This window comes from Mycolicibacterium brisbanense (assembly GCF_001570425.1).
Lineage (GTDB): Bacteria > Actinomycetota > Actinomycetes > Mycobacteriales > Mycobacteriaceae > Mycobacterium > Mycobacterium brisbanense.
In genome coordinates this window covers 65,817-86,884 of the sequence record NZ_BCSX01000064.1, presented here as the reverse complement: position 1 = coordinate 86,884, position 21,068 = coordinate 65,817, and the positions used below count along the sequence as shown (strand labels likewise).

General features: G+C 63.9%; 22 protein-coding genes. 7 read left to right on the top strand and 15 right to left on the bottom strand.

The features are described 5' to 3' along the window. Window positions 1–39: 39 nt before the first annotated feature. The 7 genes from RMCB_RS34655 to RMCB_RS34625 form a co-directional block, all read right to left on the bottom strand. On the bottom strand, window positions 40–1,569 hold the full coding sequence (locus tag RMCB_RS34655) for an ABC transporter substrate-binding protein (protein WP_165606373.1): 1,530 nt from the start codon (window positions 1,567–1,569) through the stop codon (window positions 40–42). A 241-nt stretch (window positions 1,570–1,810) separates the two neighbouring features. Continuing rightward, window positions 1,811–3,205 (bottom strand): ABC transporter substrate-binding protein, encoded by a 1,395-nt coding sequence (locus RMCB_RS34650; protein ID WP_165606372.1) that lies wholly within the window; start codon window positions 3,203–3,205, stop codon window positions 1,811–1,813. 233 nt (window positions 3,206–3,438) lie between these two features. Then, a complete protein-coding gene (locus RMCB_RS34645) occupies window positions 3,439–4,884 on the bottom strand; it encodes a serine hydrolase domain-containing protein (RefSeq protein ID WP_062832365.1) in 1,446 nt (481 codons plus the stop codon). Window positions 4,885–4,898: 14 nt separating this feature from the next. After that, window positions 4,899–6,362, bottom strand: coding sequence for an aldehyde dehydrogenase family protein (locus RMCB_RS34640; RefSeq protein WP_062832364.1), 1,464 nt, complete (start codon window positions 6,360–6,362; stop codon window positions 4,899–4,901). A gap of 44 nt (window positions 6,363–6,406) precedes the next feature. Next, window positions 6,407–7,294 (bottom strand): SMP-30/gluconolactonase/LRE family protein, encoded by an 888-nt coding sequence (locus RMCB_RS34635; protein ID WP_063979711.1) that lies wholly within the window; start codon window positions 7,292–7,294, stop codon window positions 6,407–6,409. A 2-nt stretch (window positions 7,295–7,296) separates the two neighbouring features. After that, window positions 7,297–8,256 (bottom strand): hypothetical protein, encoded by a 960-nt coding sequence (locus RMCB_RS34630; RefSeq protein ID WP_201028394.1) that lies wholly within the window; start codon window positions 8,254–8,256, stop codon window positions 7,297–7,299. A gap of 8 nt (window positions 8,257–8,264) precedes the next feature. After that, window positions 8,265–9,017, bottom strand: coding sequence for an SDR family NAD(P)-dependent oxidoreductase (locus RMCB_RS34625; protein WP_062832362.1), 753 nt, complete (start codon window positions 9,015–9,017; stop codon window positions 8,265–8,267). A 99-nt stretch (window positions 9,018–9,116) separates the two neighbouring features. Between RMCB_RS34625 and RMCB_RS34620 the strand changes: the two genes are divergently transcribed. Then, window positions 9,117–10,373 (top strand): alanine racemase, encoded by a 1,257-nt coding sequence (locus RMCB_RS34620; RefSeq protein WP_062832361.1) that lies wholly within the window; start codon window positions 9,117–9,119, stop codon window positions 10,371–10,373. A 19-nt stretch (window positions 10,374–10,392) separates the two neighbouring features. Then, entirely contained in the window at window positions 10,393–10,767 is a 375-nt protein-coding gene (locus RMCB_RS34615; RefSeq protein ID WP_029371628.1) for a Rid family detoxifying hydrolase, read from the top strand. A 43-nt stretch (window positions 10,768–10,810) separates the two neighbouring features. Here RMCB_RS34615 and RMCB_RS34610 read toward each other — a convergent pair whose 3' ends face one another. After that, on the bottom strand, window positions 10,811–11,833 hold the full coding sequence (locus RMCB_RS34610; protein WP_234792359.1) for a FadR/GntR family transcriptional regulator: 1,023 nt from the start codon (window positions 11,831–11,833) through the stop codon (window positions 10,811–10,813). On the opposite strand from RMCB_RS34610, the gene RMCB_RS34605 reads away from it, so the two are divergent. After that, window positions 11,741–12,424 (top strand): SDR family NAD(P)-dependent oxidoreductase, encoded by a 684-nt coding sequence (locus tag RMCB_RS34605; RefSeq protein ID WP_234792368.1) that lies wholly within the window; start codon window positions 11,741–11,743, stop codon window positions 12,422–12,424. The two genes, RMCB_RS34610 and RMCB_RS34605, sit on opposite strands and share 93 nt — an antisense overlap. Window positions 12,425–12,476: 52 nt before the next feature. After that, the gene (locus RMCB_RS34600; RefSeq protein WP_062832358.1) at window positions 12,477–13,118 is read left to right on the top strand and encodes a DUF1361 domain-containing protein; all 642 of its coding nucleotides are present in this window, start codon (window positions 12,477–12,479) and stop codon (window positions 13,116–13,118) included. A gap of 2 nt (window positions 13,119–13,120) precedes the next feature. Here the strand turns inward: RMCB_RS34600 and RMCB_RS34595 are convergent, their stop codons facing one another. Then, a complete protein-coding gene (locus tag RMCB_RS34595; protein ID WP_062832357.1) occupies window positions 13,121–13,393 on the bottom strand; it encodes a DUF4235 domain-containing protein in 273 nt (90 codons plus the stop codon). Between the two features lie 123 nt (window positions 13,394–13,516). On the opposite strand from RMCB_RS34595, the gene RMCB_RS34590 reads away from it, so the two are divergent. Further along, on the top strand, window positions 13,517–13,927 hold the full coding sequence (locus RMCB_RS34590; protein ID WP_062832356.1) for a phage holin family protein: 411 nt from the start codon (window positions 13,517–13,519) through the stop codon (window positions 13,925–13,927). After that, complete coding sequence (locus RMCB_RS34585; RefSeq protein ID WP_062832355.1) at window positions 13,914–14,213, top strand: DUF3618 domain-containing protein; 300 nt, start codon at window positions 13,914–13,916, stop codon at window positions 14,211–14,213. Before RMCB_RS34590 ends, RMCB_RS34585 begins: the two co-directional genes overlap by 14 nt. 76 nt (window positions 14,214–14,289) lie before the next feature. Here RMCB_RS34585 and RMCB_RS34580 read toward each other — a convergent pair whose 3' ends face one another. The 5 genes from RMCB_RS34580 to RMCB_RS34560 are packed head-to-tail and all read right to left on the bottom strand — an operon-like array spanning window position 14,290 to window position 19,306. Next, window positions 14,290–14,652: a cupin domain-containing protein gene (locus RMCB_RS34580; protein WP_062832354.1), complete on the bottom strand. Its 363-nt coding sequence runs from the start codon at window positions 14,650–14,652 to the stop codon at window positions 14,290–14,292. A gap of 29 nt (window positions 14,653–14,681) precedes the next feature. Further along, entirely contained in the window at window positions 14,682–15,890 is a 1,209-nt protein-coding gene (locus RMCB_RS34575; RefSeq protein ID WP_062832353.1) for a cytochrome P450, read from the bottom strand. Window positions 15,891–15,934: 44 nt separating this feature from the next. Next, a complete protein-coding gene (locus RMCB_RS34570) occupies window positions 15,935–17,443 on the bottom strand; it encodes an APC family permease (protein ID WP_062832352.1) in 1,509 nt (502 codons plus the stop codon). Window positions 17,444–17,490: 47 nt separating this feature from the next. Continuing rightward, the gene (locus RMCB_RS34565; protein WP_072278603.1) at window positions 17,491–17,943 is read right to left on the bottom strand and encodes a flavodoxin domain-containing protein; all 453 of its coding nucleotides are present in this window, start codon (window positions 17,941–17,943) and stop codon (window positions 17,491–17,493) included. A gap of 40 nt (window positions 17,944–17,983) precedes the next feature. After that, window positions 17,984–19,306 (bottom strand): FAD-dependent oxidoreductase, encoded by a 1,323-nt coding sequence (locus RMCB_RS34560; RefSeq protein ID WP_062832351.1) that lies wholly within the window; start codon window positions 19,304–19,306, stop codon window positions 17,984–17,986. 265 nt (window positions 19,307–19,571) lie between these two features. On the opposite strand from RMCB_RS34560, the gene RMCB_RS34555 reads away from it, so the two are divergent. Further along, window positions 19,572–20,231: a TetR/AcrR family transcriptional regulator gene (locus tag RMCB_RS34555; RefSeq protein ID WP_234792358.1), complete on the top strand. Its 660-nt coding sequence runs from the start codon at window positions 19,572–19,574 to the stop codon at window positions 20,229–20,231. 15 nt (window positions 20,232–20,246) lie between these two features. Here the strand turns inward: RMCB_RS34555 and RMCB_RS34550 are convergent, their stop codons facing one another. Next, window positions 20,247–21,017 (bottom strand): FadR/GntR family transcriptional regulator, encoded by a 771-nt coding sequence (locus RMCB_RS34550; protein WP_165606369.1) that lies wholly within the window; start codon window positions 21,015–21,017, stop codon window positions 20,247–20,249. Window positions 21,018–21,068 lie beyond the last annotated feature (51 nt).

The following is a 21,068-nucleotide window of genomic DNA, read 5'->3' as shown; positions in this document are numbered from 1 at the left end:
GATCGCCCGAAGGGCTGTCTGGGGCCTCCACCGTCACGCTCACAGTCCCGGACCCCGCTGGCTGGTACCAACCCGGTAGACGCCACTGGGCGTCAAAGCCACCAAGCGCGGTGAGATTCGCGACGCCCACGTGGTGGCGAAGTCGGTCAACGGTACGTATGGCAGATCCTGCTGAAAGGTCACGTTGATCTGATCGAGGAGGGCTTTGCGCTGAACCGGGTCGGACGTGGCGGACAAGTCGTCGATCAACCTGGTCATCGTCGGCGAATCGTAGCCAGACCACAGCGAATTGATGCCGCCCTTGGGAGTGAGCCCGTACCGCAGCATGACCAACTCCGGCGAGTTGACGACATCCCACAGATCATTGGACTGCAACTGGAAGTTGCCGTTCTGCTCATTGGCAGCCAGGGTCGATGCGTCGATTGTGTTGATGTTCACCTTGATTCCGATCGCCGCCAGATTTTGTTGGATGATCTGGGCGACGGTGTCATATGGAGGGAACCCGGACTTCTGCATGATCTCCAACGTGCAGCCATCCTCACATTCCGTGCCGCGAAGGAGTTCCCTCGCTTTTGGAAGGTCTTGTGCGGTAGCCGCGTTCGGATCATGGCCTTCCATGCTGGAGGGCAGGAACCCGCCGAGCGGTTTGTTTCGCCCCAGGTAAGCGATGTCGTTGATCTGGTCGCGATTGATGGCCGCCGAAATGGCCTTCCGTACCTTTACGTTTCGCAACGGCCCAGACCTGTTGTTCATTTCCAGGAAGACGCTGCCGTAGCGGCTTGCGACATAGGCCTCGGCGGGTTGAGTCACCTGAGTAGCCAGGTTTGCAGGCAGTTGGTGGGCGATGTCGAGCTGCCCGGTCTGCAGCTGCATCAGACGCGTGTTGGCATCGACAACGACGCGGAACATGACCCTGTCGATCACCGGAGCCAACTCACGCGGGTACTCGGCGTTCTTGGCGAACGCGATCTCCGAGTTACCGCCGCGATCCAGACGGTATGCACCCGCAGATACGGGATTGACGAAGAAGCCAGGCGTGTCCATCCGCCCCGCCGGGTAGATGCCCAGCAGCGGTTCGGACAAGGCCAGCGGAAAACTGGCCGCCGGGTACTTGAGGTGAAACACGACCGTGGACTCGCCGACCGTCGTCACACGCGACAGCGGGGCGATGAGTCCGGCGTTGGCATTCGCCTCATCAGCCAGTGCCCTGCTGAACGTCGCGACAACGTCAGTGCTCGTCAGTGGGCTACCGTCGGAGAACTTCAAGCCCGGCCGCAGCTCGCATGCATAGGACAGCCCGTCGCCTGCGAGTGTGCACTCTTTGGCCAGCGATGGCCTGACCCCACCATCCGGGGATTGCTCGACGAGCGTGCCGGCGATCAGAGACAGCGCCATGACATCGACGTCGGCGACAGCACGGTTGGGGTCCAGGGTGCCCAGCGGCGCCCCGACACCTATCGACACCGCTGAGGGAACGTCGGCCGGTAGGGCGCCGTCGACACTGGCCGTCGTGGACGCCGAGTCCTGGCTTGGCGCAGCGCCACCGCAGGCGGCAACCAGCGTTGCCACGCACACGACAATCGGCCACGCCAAGATCCGCGGACCACGACGCCGTTGACCGTCAGTCATAAACACATCCCGTCATCAACTGATACTATCTCTAGTAGTGAACTACAGCACACTCGCAGTGTCAACGAAAGTCTTTGGCGCACTTGATAACCCGTAGAGCTCGAGCGTCGGCCTCGCACCCTCCGCAGCGTGACGTGACACTGCGGACATGGGCAGGGGATCCAGCTCCTGGGACCGGAACCTATTGCCCAGGCCCGGTTTTGGCGGTGCCGACCTGATACACCCCGGCCGGGGTGAACGCCACGATCCGTGGCGATATCGATGATGCCCAGATGTTGGCTTGATCGACGAGTGGGACGAACGGTAGGTCGCGCGCGAACAGCGCGTTGACCTTGGCGAGGACGTCGGCGCGCGCAGCCGGGTCCGCCGCCGCCGACAGTTGACTCACCAGTGTGTTCATCTCGGGCGACGCGTAGGAGGAATAGAGCGAATTGATGCCGCCCTCACGCGTCAAACCGATTGGCAGCATCACCAATTCCGGTGCGTTCACGAGATCGAACAGGTTGCCGACCTCCATCTGAAAATTGCCGTTCTGTTCGTTCGTATCGGCGGTCGCCTGATCTACCAGTTGCGTCGAGACCTTGATGCCGACGTCGGCGAGGTTCTGTTGGATGATGGTGGCGATGGCGTCGTAAGGCGCGAAACCCGATCGAACCATGATGCTGAGTTCGCACCCGTCTTGACAGGCCGTCCCCCGCAGCAACGCCTTTGCCTTCTCGATGTCTCGACCGGTGGAAGCGGCCGTGTCATGCCCCTCCATCGACGACGGCAGGAAGCTGCCGAGCACCTTGTTCTGGCCGAGATAGGCGATGTCGTTGATTTGGTTGCGATCGATCGCAGCCGAAATAGCCTGCCGCACCTTGGGATCGTCGAGCGGCTTGCTGAGGTTGTTCAGGTACAGGTAGACGCCACCGTACTGTGGCGTGGCGAACGTCTTGGCGGGCGGCTTCACTTGCTTGGCCAACGGCGCCGACAGCTGATTCGCGATGTCGATTTGTCCCGTATTCAGCTGTGCCAGGCGAGTATTGGTGTCGACGATGACCTTGAATTCGATGTTGGGCACCACCGGCTGCAACTCCGCGGGATAGTTGCCGTTCTTCGTGAACACCACTTCGTTGGGGGTGTTGGACACCAGCCTGTAAGGTCCGGCCGATACGGGCTGGTGCCAGAATTGCGGATTGGTCGCAGCCGCGGCCGGGAAGATCCCGACTGGGGCTTCTGTCAGAGCCAGGGGAAAGCTCGCGGTCGGCTGCCGCAAGGTGAATACGGCCTTGGTAGGACTCGGGGCCGCCACCGATTCCAACGAGTCGATGATGCCGGCGTTCGCGTTGGCGGGATCGTGAAGGGCACGCTCGAAGGACGCGACGACATCAGCACTGGTGAGCGCGCTTCCGTCGGAGAACTTCAGCCCGTCTCGCAGTGTGCAGGTGTAGTGCAGCTGCGACTTGTCGAATTCGCAGCCACTTGCCAGGCCCGGCTGAGCTTTTCCGCCGCTCTGAGTCAGCAGCGTGCCGGATATCATCGCGAGTGCCATCACATCGACTTCCTGCGTCGCGCGATCGGGGTCGATCGACACGGTCGACGCTCCGACACCGATGCGAACGGTGTCGGGGATGACCGCCGGGAGAGCACCGGTGGTGTCGGCGGTACCGGCGTTCTGCGCGCCCTGCTGGTGGCCCCCACCGCAGCCGGAGAGCACTGCACCACTCGCGGCGACGATCGCGACAAACCGTGCGGATACACGTCTCAATTGCATGTTCTCATCCTGTCCATCCACTCATACCGTTGATAGCGAAGCCCACCGAGTCGTCACCTACCGCCGTCTCGATCCTGTTGGCAGTCAGATCCTTTCGACGACAACGTGATCGACTGCACCTTGGGTGGATTGACAGAAGTGAGGGTTATCGCGCAGCGCAACTCGCCACGCTGTCCGGTTACTGTCCACTCCAGATTCGCGGGTGACGTACTGGTGGGCTCGCATGACGCAAGGGGTCGATGTCTGCACTCCTCGCAGAACCCGATACGCATTGCAGCGCTGACGATCTCGGCACGACGATGCTGTCGCGGCAGATCCAGGTCGACGTTGTCGGCAAAGAGTCGGTCCGCTACGGCGTCGTCCCACCGGGCCAAGAGGCGTTCCACTTCGTCACGGGCCGCAATCGTCGCGGGCCAGAGCGCCGAGCGGGTCGGCAACCCCGCGGCGGCCAGCACATGCCGCAGCGCCGTGACCGCCGGCGTTTGCGCATACGACGCGTTCTCCAGAATGACGACTCCGAGTTGCGTCTCAGGGTGCCACGCCATCTGGGCGCTGAATCCCGGGTAACCCCCGCGGTGCGAGACCACGACTCCGCAGTCGTGTAGTTCGACTTCGAGCCCGTAGCCATAACCGCCGGCCCGCACTTGGCCTTGTACGCGTACCGGGTCGAGTTGATGAAGCTGCTGCATTTCCCGGCGGCTGCTCGCGGCCAAGACGTCATCACCGATCGCACCCCACGGGTATCCGGCTGCCAGCCAGCTGCACCACGCGGCGAGCTCGTTGGCGGTCATGTACAGCCCGCCGATCGACGAGAACGCGCCGGGGGTGCTGACGGCAGCCGGCCGCCATTGGTCGCCTACCCGGTGGAAGCCCACGGTGACGCCGCCCGGTGCGGTGCACTGCGCTGCGTCGAACGCACTGTGCGACAGCCCCAGTGGCCGGAGCAGACTGTCGGTCACGTACTCGCGGTAACTCGCCCCGCTGGCCTGCCTGATGACTCGACCCAGCAGTGCGTACCCCAGATTGGAGTACTCGTAGCGGGTCCCTGGGGCGCTGGTGAGTGTGAAACCGCGTCGGCATAATGCGGTGAACTCGTATTCAGACATGGACTCCTGGCGGTCAGCCCACGGATTGTCGGTGGCGAGTCCGCCTGACATGGCAAGTAGCGCACCGATAGTCGCCGTCTGAGGCGCGCTCTGTGCGCCGGGCAGCTCACAAGGCCCGATGTCGATGAACTTGGCAACTGGGTCGTCGAGCGAGAGGACCCCGGCGTCACGGAGGCGCAGAACTGCCGCCGCGGTAAAGCTCTTCGTGCACGAGGCGATACGAAAGGCGGTGTCGGGGCATGGACGACGACCGTCGCCTCCGGCGACACCGGCTGAACCGCTGAACACGGGTCCATCTGCGGTGAACACCACGTAGACCGCGCCAGGCACCGTCTCCGACATCACTCGGGCAGTGACCAAGCTGTCCAGTGCCGACTGCGCGTCCGCCGGCATATTCGCCCCCGGCACTACCGTTGCGCCTCAGACGGCAACAGCTCGACAGGCAGATTCTGAAAGGCGATCGGCCGTAGGAAGCGCATGATCGCGTCGGGTCCGACGGAGGTGACCGATGCATTCGAGGTGGCGGGGAATGGCCCGCCGTGGTGTTGACCGGTACCGACCACGACCCCGGTAGGCCACGAATTCCACACGACACGCCCTGAGCGCCGGGACGCCTCACGGATCACCTCACGCACGAGGGCGGAGTCACCACCGCCGTGGATCGAAGTGACAAGGCAGCCTTGCAATCCCGCGCACAGCGCAAGCAGTTCGTCGGCGTCCTCATACTGGACGATCACCCCGGCGGGACCGAAGACTTCCTGCTCCATGAGCGTACGGTCGCGCATGGCCGTATGACCGCCGGCGGTGAGCACAACCGGGCGAACGTGGAATCCAGCCGCGGGAACAGCCGCTCGCGACTCATGAACGGTGACGCCCGAGATGGTCCGCAGTCGATCGACCTTGGTCGTGAATGCCTGCTGGATGCCGGCGCTCAGCAGCGCCGCAGCGGGTCGCTGCGAGACCTGCCGTGCAACCTCGGGCAGCAGGTCGAGCTGTCGAGGCACGATGAGCAATCCCGGATTGGTGCAGAACTGACCGCCGCCGAGAGTCAGCGAGTCAAGGTACTCCGTGACGAATCCTGGGACGTCGACAACGGCCCCGGGCAGGACGAAAACCGGGTTGACACTGCCGAACTCGCCATAGAACGGGATCGGATCAGGTCTGGCCGCGGCGAGATCGGCAAGCACGCGACCTCCCTCGGACGACCCGGTGAAAGCCGCTGCACGGATCACCGGGTCCTGCACCAGCCGTGTTCCCTCCTCCATACCGGAGACCAGTGCGAAGACTCCGGGGCCAACCCCCGCCGTGGACAAAGCGTCCTCGATGATGCGCGCGGTGTGCCACGAGAGCTCCGGATGCGCGGGGTGAGCCTTGACGATGACCGGGCAGCCGGCCGCCAATGCCGAGGCGGTATCCCCTCCAGCGACACTGAATGCGAACGGGAAATTGCTGGCGGCATACACAGCGACGGGCCCCACGGGCAGCTGACAGCGGCGGAGTTCCGGCCCGGTCGGTTCGGCGTCGGTGCGGCCGGGGACGGTCACGCCAGGTTGAACGACATGAGCGCCGTGCTCGATGACCTCGGCGAACATCCGCAACTGTGCCGTAGTTCTGGCGACTTCACCCGTCAGTCGTGTTGCGCCAAGCCAGGTTTCGGCTTCAGCGATCTCGACGAGGTCATCTGTCTGCCGATCGAGGGCTTCGGCGATGGCACGGAGTGCGCTTGCGCGGCGGTAGCCCGGGGTCGCTGCCCAGGCGTGGCTGGCCTGCGCCGCCCGCTGCATGACTTCACCATGCTCCGTTGGTGATGTCTCGACGAGCCCACTCGCGTGTGTCGTTCCCGGGCCCCGGCCGGCACGATCTGATGTCATGGATGTTCCCTTTCATCAACGCTGTAATGCAACGTGCGGCGCCCCTAGCCTGCGAACCGGTAGGGCGCGATGCCGCGCCCGGCTCCTGGCCACGCCAGCACCTGGCCCGCCCGGGATTCCCCGCCGACGTCGTCGCGTGCTGTGGTGACGTACAACGTTCCGAGGTCGCGACCCCCGAACGCCGGGCACGTGGGACGACTGACCGGAACGTCGATAACGGCGCGTAAGCGCCCGTCCGGCGTGTACTTGTGCAACCGGCCCCCGTCCCAGATGGCAACCCACACGTCACCCGCCTCATCGACCGTGAGCCCATCGAGGTAGCCGAGCGTGGGGTCAATCCGCGTGAACTCCTTGCGTTCTCCGAGACGGCCACCGACTACGTCGTAGTCGAAGACGTACATCACGGGTTCACCCGAATCGACGAAGTACATGCTTCGGCCGTCGGGCGACCAACCGATGCCGTTTGCTTCGGTGAGACCGTCGAGCAGACGGCGCACCGTACCGTTGGCGTCGACAGAGAACAACTCTCCCAATCCGTCGGCATGGCCACCGGTTGTGCCGACGAGTAGCCGCCCGGCAGGATCGCACGAGCCGTCGTTGAACCTGACGGCCGCGGTGTCGATCGGCAGTTCGATCGGATCGCGGTCGGCCCGGCCATCGCTGCCGAGCAACACGATGTGGTCGCTTGTCGCGATTGCCAGGCCTCCGCAGGCACGAAGCAACGCGACCCCGATGGGCGCGCCATCCGGCGCAGACCACACGACGGTGTCTTGTGGCAGATTGCTGCAGTGCACCGTGCCTGCCGCGCAGTCGGTCCAGAACAGTCGGTGCCACCGACTGTCCCACAGCGGATGCTCCCCCAGCTCCGCCCGCGCCGGCACCGCAACCTGCCACGGTGGATTGGCCTGTGGGGTGGAGTGTTTGAGCGCCACGGTCACCGCACGGGAATGCCAAGGTCGGCGGCAGCACCGACGGTTTGCGCGAAACCGCCACCACAACGGTCCGCCCACTCCAGTGCCACAGCGGCTCGACGCACTTTCTCGCGGGCGATGACGGATGCCTGGTCGACGATGTGTAATCCACTCGGGTACAGCCCGGCCGAATTTCGGAGACCGAATTTCGCGTACAGGGGCCTGGTGATGCGGACCAGGTCGGCGAGTTGCTCACCGCGCACGACTCCGCCCATCGGGTCGGGGGCCTCCACATACAGATCGAGCGGGGCCGTTGTGACAGCACGCATCTCGGCGAGTTCGTGGATCGACATGTCCGTCGGCAGATTCACCGTCGTGGCGCCCAACCGCTCCAGCAGCACCAGAGACGCGGGATTAGACGGCGCACACAGGACCGAACCTTTCCACACCACATCGCCGGGGATGGTGCCGGCTCGCTGGGCACCGACCAGGACCTCGAGAAGTCCGAGATCCGCGATCAAGAAACTACGAATGCCGCATTCGATCGAACGGAACACATCCTCGACGGCGTAGCGCAGCTGCCTCAAACCACGAATCGACCCGTGCATGGCACCTCCGTCGTCGGCACGTGACATCGCCGCGATCCCCCACTCCTCACGGGGCCCGACGAACAGGCACACCTCTATGGCCCGATCTGCCCCGATCTGTGCCATCTCGGTCTGCTCGGCGACAGTCAACGTCATGGCCCCGCTGCCCTGTGACACCCGGTTGACAGTCACGCCGCGCAGGTCCGCTTCGTCGAGGAGGGCTCGCAATACCTGCGGTCCCTCGACTGATGGGATTTCGATGCGGAAATCGGCTCCGTCGGCGAAGCGTCGTGGACTTGGTGCGGGAACGAGTTCGGCGGGCAACCCCGACTCGCTCAGCATCGCGTCTGCGCGCAATGTGGTCTCACTGTCGGCTTGCGAAACACGTTGGTTCACAGGTCGACTCAACCTTCCTGGTGAACGGGGTTGAGGTCGGACTCGCCACGCAGGCTGATTCCGCCGTCGACCGAGATCAGCTGGCCGGTGATCCACGATGCGTCGGGGGAAAGCAGCATGCGCACGGCTGCCCCGATATCAGAGGGATAACCGATGCGGCCGAGCGGCGTACGCCGGACGATCTCCCGCATCTCGTCCTCGTCTTCGAGCGCCTCATGGGTCATCGGAGTGTCGGTCTCGCCGGGAGCCACGACGTTGACCCGGATTTGGTGCTCGCCGAGTTCGGACGCCGCAGTCTTTCCCAGCATCGTCACGGCCGCCTTCGACGCGCAGTACTGACTGATGCTGCGGCACGGCCAGAATGCGTTGTTCGATGCGATCAGAATGGCCGCTCCGCCACCGCCTGCAGCGACGCGGTTGCGGGCAAAGGCCCGCAGCACACGCACCGAACCCATCAGGTTGATGTCCATCACGGTGTTCCAGTCCTCATCGGTGGAATCGATGAGGTACTCGCCGGCGCAAATTCCCGCAGAGTTGACCAGGGCGACAGCATCCTGGTGCGAATTCGCCCAAGCATCAACAGAAGCGGTGTCTCGTACGTCGAGAATCGTTCCCTGGGCGCCCAATTCCGAGGCGACCTGTTCCACGGCGGGGTCGCGATCGGCCAACGCCACCTGCCACCCTCCCTCGACGAGGGCCTGCGCACTGGCGCGGCCAATCCCTGAGGCGGCGCCGGTGACGAGCGCAAGTCGGTCGGCCATGTAACTGAACTCCTTTGGTCGAAGGTGTGCGGTAAAGAGATACTATATGATGATGATAGTGAAAGCTACTGTGACTACTAATCGAAGATGAGGCAGCCTGTGTCCGCACCACTATCCAGCGGCGCCGACGTCGCACACGTCGACGCCGTGTTCAAAGGGTTGCCCCACAAGGCTTCTCACCTCAGTGCCGAGCCCGTGAGCGCCCTGGCCAGCGGGTTCATGTGGCCTGTCGCGGTGATCCATGACTCCGCGCTGCGGAACAACGCCGCGCTGATGGCCGAGGTCTGCCAGCGCTTCGGGATCCAGCACGCACCGCACCTGAAGACAGCGATGTCGCCGGAACTGGCGCAACTACAGGCATCGCACGGGGCGTGGGGGTTCACTGTCGGATCACCGTCACAGCTCCGCCTTGCGCGGTCCTGGGGAACTCGCCGCCTCGTACTGGCCGCGGAGTCAGTCGACACCGAATTTCTGCGGTGGTTACGCGGCCAGCTCGAAGACGACCCGGAGTTCGAGTTCTACCTGTTCATCGATTCGGTCAGGGGTGCCGAGGTGGCGGGACGACATCTGGCCGGAATTGGACGCCAGGCCGGGATGCTCATCGAAATCGGGCATCCGGGTGGCCGAGCGGGCGTGCGTGACGCCGAATCGGCAGACGCGGTCGCCCGGGCTGCGGTCGACGCGGGGCTGTCCATTGCCGGCATCGCCGGATATGAAGGGACGATCGGCGCGCAGCGGACGACTGAAGTCGAAACCGCGATCACGGCCTATCTTCGCCGATTACGCGCAACTACCGAAGAACTGGATGCCGCCGGCTTGCTTGGTGCCGACCGTGATTCCTTCGTCGTCAGTTGCGGCGGAAGCACGTTCTTCGACCTTGTGGCCGAAGAACTCGGCCATGCCTGGACGCTGACGCGACCGGTCACGACCGTCCTGCGCAGTGGGTGTTACCTTTTGCACGATCACGAGTTCTATGCCTCCAGTTCGCCCAGTTTCCCGTGGAGCACCGGCCTGCGGCCTGCTTTGGAGGTCTGGGCCCAGGTGATCTCGCGGCCCGAAGCCCAACTGGCCATTCTCAATGCCGGACGTCGTGACATCGGTTTCGACCTGGGACTGCCGATACCGCTACGCGTCATCGACCCCAATTCGGGCGCCGAGCGCACCGCGGCGGGCACCATCACCGAACTCAACGATCAACACGCCTACCTGGAGATACCCCTCGACTTCCACCTGGCGGTCGGTGAGATTGTCGCACTGGGTCTTTCACATCCCTGTACCACCATGGACAAATGGCGGGCGCTGCCCGTCATCGATGCTGATAACCGAGTTGTCAGGTACGTACACACGTACTTCTAACCCCACGAAAGGATCATCGATGGACATCATCAGCACCACGCTCGCACCCCGCCCCGCCGGCGCGTACGGGCAGGCCGTTGTCGCATCAGGTTTCGTCTTCACTGCAGGCATGGCCCCCGTCGACCCGCAGACCGGAGAAGTCATCGGCACCGGCATCGGTGAGCAGACGCGACACACCCTGGACAACTTGCAGGCCGTGCTCCAAGCCGCCGGTTCAGACCTCGACAGGATCGTCAAGGTCACGGTGCACCTCGAGGACGTCGAACGGGATTGGGCGGAATTCGATTCGGTTTTCGGTGAGCGATTCGGCACTCATCGTCCGGCGCGTACCACGGTCGGTTCGCGCCTCGGTGACATCCTCGTCGAGATCGACGCCATCGCACTGGCCCCGTAGCGACACTGCACTTCACCGGCCCCGGCAACAAGGTCTCTCAGATCTAGCGTTGCCGGGGCTTTTTCGTCGTCCGCCAATCCGGCCGCCACCGGTCGTCGACCGTTTCGAGTTGCTCCTCGCTCAGTGCGCGACGAAGCGTCGTCCCGATCGACCAATCCAAATGCCGCGCCATCTCACTGCGCGCCGCCGCCACGTCCCTATCTCGTAACGCCTTCGCGATGGTCAGGTGCGCGTCGTGTACGTCGCGAACTTCACTCAGGTCCAGTTGGTCCACAGCCCAGGTGGGAACCAGTTCGCGTCGGACGTCGGCGACAAGCCGGGCCAAGACCAAGTTTCCGGAACCTTCAGCGATGGCGCCGTGGAACTCCAGATCCTCAGTGACCCTGCGGCGTAGGTCCAGCGGCTCGTCCTCGTCGTCTTCGGCCTCGTCATGCATGCGCTGCGCGAGACTCAGGATGTGGTCGAGCTGCTCGTCGCTTGCGCGCGTAGCGCACATCTCGGTGGCCGCGATCTCGACCAAACGGCGGACCTCGTAAAGATCCGCAGCCAACGAGCCTGCCAGTTGCTCGCGTGAGATCGCCTGCTGTACAAGGTCTTCCAGAAAGCGCCATTCTTTGGCGGGCGCGACCGTCGATTTGCGTCCGTGTTTGACGTCAATCAGCCCGGCGGCGGACAACGCCTGCAGTACTTCACGGCCGACCGTACGTGACACTGCGAACTTTTGCGCGATCAGCTCTGCAGGAGGCACGATGTCGCCCTCTTGCAGTCGGCCGGACACGATGTCGCGGGCCATCCTGCGCGCCACACGCTCGTGCAGCCGTTCCTGCTCTATGGCTTCATCGTCCCAGGAAATCGACATTCGCCCCTCCGGACCGGCCTCATGCCAGCCAACAGATATTATGAGTGTATGGTCTGCAGTGATTATTATAACCCAGTGCCCGATGTCGCCCTTGTCACAGGAGCATCCGGTGGAATCGGTTCTGCCATCGTCACGGAACTCAAAAGCCGCGGAATGACGGTGGTCGGCGTTGACAGCGCCGGCACTGCGTCCGGGATCGAAGACCATCTGATCACCGCAGACCTGGTCACTGCACACATGGACAAGCTCGTGGCCGATGCCGAGGCAGTGTGCGGCAAGGCGCCCGACGTGCTCGTCAACTGCGCAGGCGTGAGCGTCGATACCCCCGCAGAGGACCTCAGACGTCCCGAAATCGAGCGGGTTCTCGCCGTCAACCTCGTCGCCCCCATCGAGCTCTCAATTGCCGTGGGGCGCCATATGCTTGAGCGTGGATACGGCCGCATCGTGAACATCACGTCAATCCACGGCCGCGCCGGCGCAATCGGCTGCCTGCCCTATGACGCATCAAAGGCCGGTCTCGACAACGCAACCCGCACCATGGCCACGGAATGGTCGCGGCGCGGTGTGCTCGTCAACGCGGTAGCCCCGGGCTTCGTCCGCACGGCCATGTGCACCGACGAGCGCCTGGCACAACCGTGGTTCACCGACGGCTACGTCGCCAGCGGCCGTCTACCGCTGGGCCGGGCCGCCACCCCGGATGAGATCGCTCGGCCGGTTGCGTGGCTCGCCAGCCGCGAGAACACCTACATCACCGGCCAAGTCGTCTACGCCGACGGGGGCCTGTACGGCACCTTTTAGCGACGCTCCGGCGAACAAGGCCCTCGTGCCCGTAATCCGGCAAACTGGTGCGGTGACCGAAGCCCGTGGCATCCTGCTGGTCGTCGCTCTGATGGCGACGACGGCGCTGACCCTCGCTCTTGGGATCACTGATCCCGCCGCCCCGATGTCCTACCCCACCAAGTTCCTGGTGTGGAACCTGGTGCTGGCCTGGATTCCGATGATCTTCGCGGTGGCGTTCGATCTCGTGGAGCGCCGCCTGTGGTTACTGCCGCTCGGAGTCGGATGGTTGGCATTCCTGCCCAACGCGCCTTACCTGGTCACCGATCTCGTGCACCTCGGCGAGGGCTACGAATTGTGGCGGCACGTATTGCAATACGGCTTCGCCGCATGGACCGGGATCCTGCTCGGCGTCGTGTCACTACTGTTGGTGCACAAGCGAATCGAACGCACCTTCGGCGGCATCTGGGGTTGGCTGGTTGCCGTGCTGTCGGTCGGTCTGTGTGCCGTCGGCGTCGTGATCGGCCGGTTTCAGCGGTGGAACTCATGGGATCTGGTGACCCGTCCCGACGCGGTCGTGGCGGCGACGTTCGAGTGGGTGCGCTCACCCTTGTCCTACGTCCAGTCGACCGGCGTGGCGATGGCCGTGGCCGCGTTCTTCGGCCTGGCGTACCTGACGATCTGGGCGCTCAACGGGTTGTACTCACGCAGTTAGCCTCACACCGGGGATTCGTGGGTCAGCGCGTGATAGCCCTTGGCGCCGGCCCGGTCGACGGCGGCTCGCACCAAACCGAACACCAAGCCTTGTATGGCCGCGGCCGTCAGCGCCTTGGACGCCGGGCGATCGAGATCCTTGGGGTCGGGCGGTTCTCGGTTGGGTTCGTCGATACGCTTCCACACCTGGCTGAACAACGCGCTCGCCAGCAGGCCACCCGCCACACTCGTCGCGATCGACAGCGGCAGGTACAGCACCTTCGACATACGGCTCACGGATCCTCCTCCATTGGGGGCTGACCCCGTGAATACCCAGAACGGACGCAAACACACGTTTCGGGCGGCGCGCTGTCGGGCACTGCTGTGGAGTAGTAGAACGCCTGCAGAAGGGTCCAGCGAATGACCACCCAACAGAAACCCGTCAGCGAAGCGTCCATACCTCAGCTTGTCGGCCAGTTACAGGAGCAGACGACGCGGCTTGTGCGCGACGAAATACGGCTGGCCCAGCGCGAATTCCAGGAGTCCGCACGGCACGCCGGAATCGGCGCCGGACTGATCAGCGCCGCGGGCTTGCTTGCGGTGCTCGGTCTCATGACGGCAATCGCCGCTGTGGTCGCAGCGATCGCGCTGGTGTTGCCTGTGTGGGCTGCCGCGATCATCGTCGCCGCCGTGCTGTTCATTGCCGCCGGCGTGGCGGCGTTGATCAGCCGCAGACAAGTCCAACAGGTGCCGCCGCCGGCAGCCACATCGGCCGACAGCATCAAGCACGACTTCGACGACATCAAGGAGGCGCGGCATGGCACACGCTGATCGACTGCCCCAGGAACCGGGTCCAGACGCCGGAATCGATGAACTGCAATCCGACATCGCCAAAACGCGCAGCGAGCTCAGCGACACAGTCGCGGCCATGTCCGACAAATTGGATGTCAAGGGCCGCGCTCAGGACAAGGCGGCCGAAACCAAGGAGGCCGTCGTCGAACGCGCGCACGCGGCGACCGAAGCCGCCAAATCCACACCCGCAGTGCCGGCGGCTGCCGTGGTCGCGGTTTTCGCGGCGATCGGGCTCGTCTGGTGGTGGCGCCGGCGAGACCGCTGACGTTCACTGGGCAAGCGCACACAGACTCGCACGCAACAGCTGTGCTTTGTGCGAGCCTGTGTCCGCTCCCGGTCGGTCAGAAGACCGTGTACACCTTCAAAACCGTGTCATGGATGTCCCACGTACCGGTCCAGCCCTTGGCGAACACCGCGTTGTCCCCGGCCTTCACCTCATAGGGGTCTCCGCCGTCTTCGGTGACGGTCATCCTGCCGGCGAGCATGGTGATGGTCTCGTTGGTCTCGAACACCCACCGCGACGGCCCGGGGGCGCACTGCCAGATGCCGACTTCTCGGATACCCTCGCCGGTCCACAGTTTCTTTCCCGCTGTGGCCATCGGGGCGCCGGTCGCCTCGGGCAGCGGGCCCCAGTCCTCGAGTTCGACCGAGCTCGCGTCACTCAGGATTACCGCGGTCTCCGATGCAGTGCTTGGCGTGGTCATTGATTGCCTTCCTTGTTGATGTGAATCCACTACGGGTGCAGACGAAGTGGCAGGGTGTGGTAGTGCCGCGACGCGTCGGTGTTCTTGATGACGGGCGGCGCGGCGAGTTCGACACGGGAGTAGCGCGCGGCGATGCGTTCCCACACCACCCGGACCTCGGCTTCGGCCAGCAGCCGGCCCTGGCAGCTGTGGCTACCGAAGCTGAACGTCAGATTGCGCGACTGTTCCGGGGGCCGCCTGAAGTCGAACTCGTGCGGATTGTCGAAGACATCCGGATCGCGGTTGGCCGCGCCCATCACCAAACGCAGAACGCTGCCCGCGGGGACGTGGACTCCGCGGATGACCAAGTCCTCGGTCGTAGTTCGGGTGATCACCGGTTCGGGCGCATCGAAGCGGACGAGCTCGGTGACGATGGCCTGCCGCACATCGGGTTCGGCGCGGAACGCGTCGAAGATGTCCTGCCTGCGGGTGAAGAGATGCAGGCCGGACGAGATCAGGTAACTGGCGTCCATGTGGCCGACGAAGTAGAAGAACAGTGTCGTGGCAAAGACTTCGGCCTCGGTCATCTCGCCGCTGTCCTGCAGATCCAGCAGATAGTCGAGCAACCCGCTCCCCGGATTCGCCCGGCTGTACTCGATCAGGAAGGCCGTGCGCGCCCGTAGATATTCGTGCGCTCGTTCACAGGCCTCGAAGTCGCTGGCATCGGGTACGGCGCTGAGGACCGGCATGGCGTTGCGCATCTCTCGCCGGACCGATTCGATCTCGTCTTCGGGTACCTGCAGTAGCCGGCATACCGTGATGTGGGTCGCCTCGACCGCGAGATCGGAGCCGTCGACGAGACCGTCCTCACCGATGCGATCGAGGATCTCGTCGGTGACCGAGGCCGTGATCTTGACCCATTCCCGGATCTGCTTGGGGGTCAGCCATTTGCTGGTCAGCCGGCGCAGCCGGGTATGGTCGGGCTCGTCGTGGCCCAGGGCCATGTCCTTGAGGACTCTCCAGGCACCGGCTTTCTCCCATTCGGGCGCGATGACAACGGACGGGAGTCGGCCGTAGTGCATGAGATCCTCGAACTTGGTAAGCACGAAGGTGCCGTCCTCATCCCGCGAGACCGGTGCCTCAGCCTGCGCCCGGGCGTAGAACGGGTACGGGTCGACGCGAAGCGCCGGGTCCTTCCACGGGAGGTAGTCCCGGGTGGCCGGGCAGTCACTCGCTGACCGCGTCTCGGTCACTGTCATGCCGAATTCCTTTCAAATATGATGGATTCCTTGATGTTTCGTGATCACATGCGGGTGGGAATGACGGCGTCGGGCGCCTCGGCTTCTCCGGTGTCGGCCCGGCCGAGCCCGGCGAAGATGCGAGGCTTGGCGGAACGGAAGTAGAGGGCCAAGCCGGCTCCGATCACCAGCGAGGCGGCCAGCACGATGAGCAGTCCGAGGTTCTGGCCGGGTTCTCCGCCGACGACGAGGTCGAAGTGCAGCACGCTGAGGACCACGGTGCCACCGAGCGTGATGGTGGCCAGGCCGGGTGCGACGTAGCACTTGAAGACGTTGGCGTCGGCGGGGATCCCCTTGCGGCTGAACCACACGATGACTGCGAAGCTGACCAGTGCCATCAGGGTCAGGATGCCGACGGTGGCGAGGCCGAACAGTTGCGCATCGAGTCCTTCACCCTCGGGGTGGGTGATGCCGAGGATGATCAACAGTGCGGCGACCACGATTGCCACGGCGACCGAGGCCCGGGCCGGCGAGTGGTGTCGCAGGTGGACGTGAGCGAAGAAGGCGGGCAGCGCTTTGTCGCGGCCGAGGTTGTAGAAGTAGCGGGATGCCACGTTGTGCACGGAGATCGCTGCCGCCAACTCGGAGGTGATGATCATCATGAAGGTCAGCTGCGTGAAGAACCCGGCCGCGAGGTGACCGATGGCGCTGGGGAACATCATCTTCGGGTCGTCGGTGGCGGCCTGGACTGCGTTGGATCCGTAGGCGGTGGTGAGTAGGTAGCAGGACACGGTGTAGAGGACACCGACGAAGGCAACCGCGCCGTAGGTGGCACGCGGAATGGTCGTATCCGGATCTCGGACTTCGTCGCGGAATACTGCGGTGGCCTCAAAGCCGAGGAAGATCATGATGGCGAAGAGCAGTCCGATGCCGACGTCGCCCTGCGACAGGGAGGCGGGGTTGAGCGGCGCGAGGGCAAATCCTTGCGGTCCGCCGCCATGCACCAGTACGGCGACGTTGAAGATCACGACGATGGTGACCTCCAAAACCATGGCAACACTGAGGATTTTGGCCGACAACTCGATGTGGAAGTAACAGAGGACGCTGACGATGGTCCAGGCGATGATCGTCCACAGCCACCACGGTGTCTCGGGTCCGCCCATGCTGCTGATCAGTTCAGTCAGAGTCATGCCGATGAAGGGGAAACAGCCGCCGAGCATGAGAACGTAGGACACGACCGCCAAGAAGGCCGAGCCGAGGCCGGTGACCTTGCCCAAGCCGGCGGTGATGAATGCGTAGAACGATCCCGGTCTGGGCAGGTGTTTGGTCATGGTGACATAGCCGACGGCGAACAGCAGCAGGCTAACTGTCGCGACGGCGAAGATGAAACTCGCGCCGGGACCACCGAATTGAATGCAGAACGGGATGAAACCGGCGACGGCGGCGATCGGCGCGGAGAACGCCAGCACGGTGAGCATGAGGGAGGTGGCTCCCATACGCCCGGAGAGTTCGGTGCCTGAGTCGGGTTGGGCAGTTGTGATGCGCGGGCTGGCAGCGGCGGCGTCAGATGACATGTGGGTCCTTGGGTCGGTGTGGACGTTGAGTGTGTGGGCTCCGTGGTCTAGGCGGTTGCGGCAGCGAAGATTGTGGTCAGCCAGGTGGCGGCGACCTCAGATGCATCGAGTCCGCTGTCTGCGTCGTGGTGCCCCGTCTCTCCTACCTGGGTGGCACCGAGATCTGTGAAGGCAGCGACCAACCGTGCGATACCACGGTTATACGTCTCGTAGGTGCTGTCGCCCAGGCCGAATGCGGCGAACCGCATCGACGAGAGGTCAGGTCGAAGCTCGTTGAGCGCATCGAAGAAGGGCAACGCCGTTTGAGGCAGATCGCCCTCGCCGTATGTCGAGGAGACGACGATGACCAGCTTCTGCGCACCGAGATCGGCGACATCGTAGGTCTCCATGTCGAAGACCTCGCTCTTGATGCCGGTGCGCTCCAGGGCGGTACAGACGTCATCGGCGACCATTTCGGAGTTGCCCGATTCCGTACCATAGAGGATCGTCACTGTGTCCACTTGCCAGCCTTTCTGCTGAATGTCTGAGAATTGACTCGATTTACGTTGTGGTGGCCGACTTCTCGCCGGAAGTCGCGATGGAGAGCATGGTGTCGATGTCGATGATCTTGCGGCGGCAGCGGTCTGTGTGGGCCGCCTGCCGCTCGTGCATTTCGATGCGTTGCCAGCCGGCGAAGTTGACCACCTGACCGTCGAGCCGCGGAGCAACGGCATCGAAACCCGGTCTGCCCAGGGCGATTCGCCCGGAGGACACGTCGTTGACGATGGCGTCGACAACCTGCTGCGCATCCTTGCGGTTCTCCGGGATCGTCCCTTTCGGTCCGCGACGCAGCCAGCCGACGCGGTAGACATGCGGACCAGACCAGGCCGACGACGGACAGGACCGGTCGTCTGATGGTCCCCCGGTGAATCCGACTGCGGTGATCACCGTGTCGGCGGCGAAGGTCACCGGTTGGCGGTCACCGTACTGCCTCCGGGCTCGTAGGAGCGTGCAGCCGTGGCTGTTCTCGATACGTTCAGGCGCGACGCCGAAGTGCAGTCGCAATCGCGTATGCTGGGCGCCGAGATCCGGCGCCGTTGCAGATGTTGCATACGTGTACGGGCGCAACAGATCTGCGATCGGTCCGCCGTCGTTGTCGCGAAGCCCGGTTACCACGATCTCGACGTGGCTCAACGACACAACCTCGCGCAGCATCGCGAGGTCGCATTTGGCCTCGGTCACCGCCGATCGGCTGATGACGTCGATGGACTCGGGCGGCTCCGGACGCAGTTCCCTCAGCATCTCGTCGTCGATGTCGGATCCGACGAAGCCGTCATGATTTTTCGACAGCAACCGCACCACGTCGACGGCTACGTTTCCCATCCCGACGACCGCCAAGCGGCGGCCCAGTGGCACGTGCGCACCGGCCTGGTGTCGGAGTAGCGTCCGGGCCGGAAAACCGTTGAGCGCCCGTATAAGAGCTCCCGCACCGATCACACGGGTCGCCGACTCCTGGGGGATGTCCAACTTCCGGTCCTCCGGCAGGCCGGTAGCAAGGACAACGATGTCGAAGTTGCTCGCCAACTGATCGAATTCGATATCGCGCCCGACCGACACGTTGCCGACGAACCGCACCCCGCCCTTGGTGAACATCCGATCGAACTGCCGCGCCACCCCTTTCGCGCCCTGATGGTCGGCGGCGACGCCGTAGCGGATGAGGCCGTACGGGGCCGGCAGCGATTCAAAGATGGCAATCTCGGCATCGGGCCACTGTTTGGCCAGGAACTGAGCGACGTAGCAGCCCGAAGGCCCGCTGCCGACGACCGCGATTGTCGGACGGATCAGGTTTGCCGCGGGGGCGGCAGCAAGGGTGGCGTCATACATTTGATTCACCTCAGGGAGAGCGGCAGAAGAAAGCCGATCCAAGTTTTAGACTAGAGACGCGACTAGAGTCGCGTATCTGTCGAATATAGGCCCGTCGCCTCCACATGTCCATAGATGTGCGGCCGCTTTTGAGGCAATTGGGCACCAGTAGTTTCCAGTAGCGACACCCTGCCCACTCACCGGTAACACGACTGAGATCGCGACCCAGTTACACTCGCGTTACAAGCGCCACTCCGGCGCGCGAAAGCCAAGAACGGGGGAACACGTGACACAGTCCGTGAGTCCGGCGGTCAGCACCGCCTGGCACCACGAACTTGCCGGCGGACTACGAAAGCGGCCGCTTCAGGAACGGTCCAGGGCGATGATCCAGCGGATTCTCGACACGGCGGCCGAACTGGTCGAAGAGGTCGGCTATGAAGCCGTCGTCGGATCCCCCACCCTGCTGCTGGACCGGTCGGGCATCAGCCGCGGTTCGTTCTACGCATTCTTCGAGACGCCGGAGCGGGTGCTCGACGAACTCTCATACCAGCGCATCCAACAGTCGGCTGCCGCCTTCGAGAAAGCACTTCGCAGCCGGCCCGGCAACCGATGGATCGAGATCGTCGATGCCGTCATCGACTTCTACACCGCCGAGCACCGCATTCCATTGATCCGAGAGCTGTGGGTCCGCCAAAACTTGACCCACCGCGTGAGACAGCTGGATCACCTGGCGATAAACGATTTCGCCGCCATTGTGCTGGCCGAGTTCCGAAGGCACACACCACTGTTCGACTCACTGACCGAGTTGCAGTGCAGAGTTGCCATGCACGCCGTGGAACGTCTGTTCCAGCTGGCGTTCACCGACCACGCCGAAGGCGATCCGGCCACCATCGCGGAGGCCAGGAGAATGCTCATCGATTACTTCGCCGGTTACTCCGGCGAGTAACACCGAGAGCAGTCATCAGCCCACCGAAGACTCGGCGTGCCGATCCTTGAGCGTCGCGAGCAACTTCTGCACGCTCCACATGCTGCGTTGAACATGGGCGCTCATCGCGCGCTCGGCTTCATCGGGTTTCCGCGCATGCACTGCCTCCAAAACCTCCTGATGCTCCACGATGGTGGCCTCGTGGAATGTGCCGCCTTCGGGCAGGAGGGCCAGCGCGGGATGGCAACACTGTCGGGACTCTTCGATGCCGCGAATCAAGAACGGGTTCGCGGTGATGTGAGCCAGGGTGAGGTGAAAGACGGCGTCACTTCTCATGAAGGACGCATCGTCAGACGCCTCCTTCAGCAACGCATGCGCGGCCTCCAACTCGTTGAGCTCTGTCGCGGTGCGTCTTTCACTTGCCAGCCGTGACACTGCGGGCTCCACGAGGCAGCGGTACTCCATCGCCAGCCGTATCTCGTCGCGGTTCTCGATGGCTTCCATGATCACGTCGTGAAACCGCGATTCGTCTTCGCCCGCACCGCGAACGAACGCGCCGCCGTTGCGGCCACGACGGCGCTCGATGAGCCCTTCTGAGTGCAGCTGGCGGAAAGCCAGTTGAACAGGAGTTCGGCCCACACCGAGCATCTCGGCAAAGTCACGCTCGGAGGGCAGCGCCGAGCCGGGCGGTAGCAGGCCAAGGCGGATCTCCCTGCGAACGAGGTCGGCCACGTACCGATTTACGTCCACATGGGACGGGGGCAGGGAAACCGCCCCGCTCGATATCCCACTGATCAGCAGACTCATGCTCTCAGCTGACCCGCTCGCCTCCGATGGCTCATCGCACAATGCTACCCA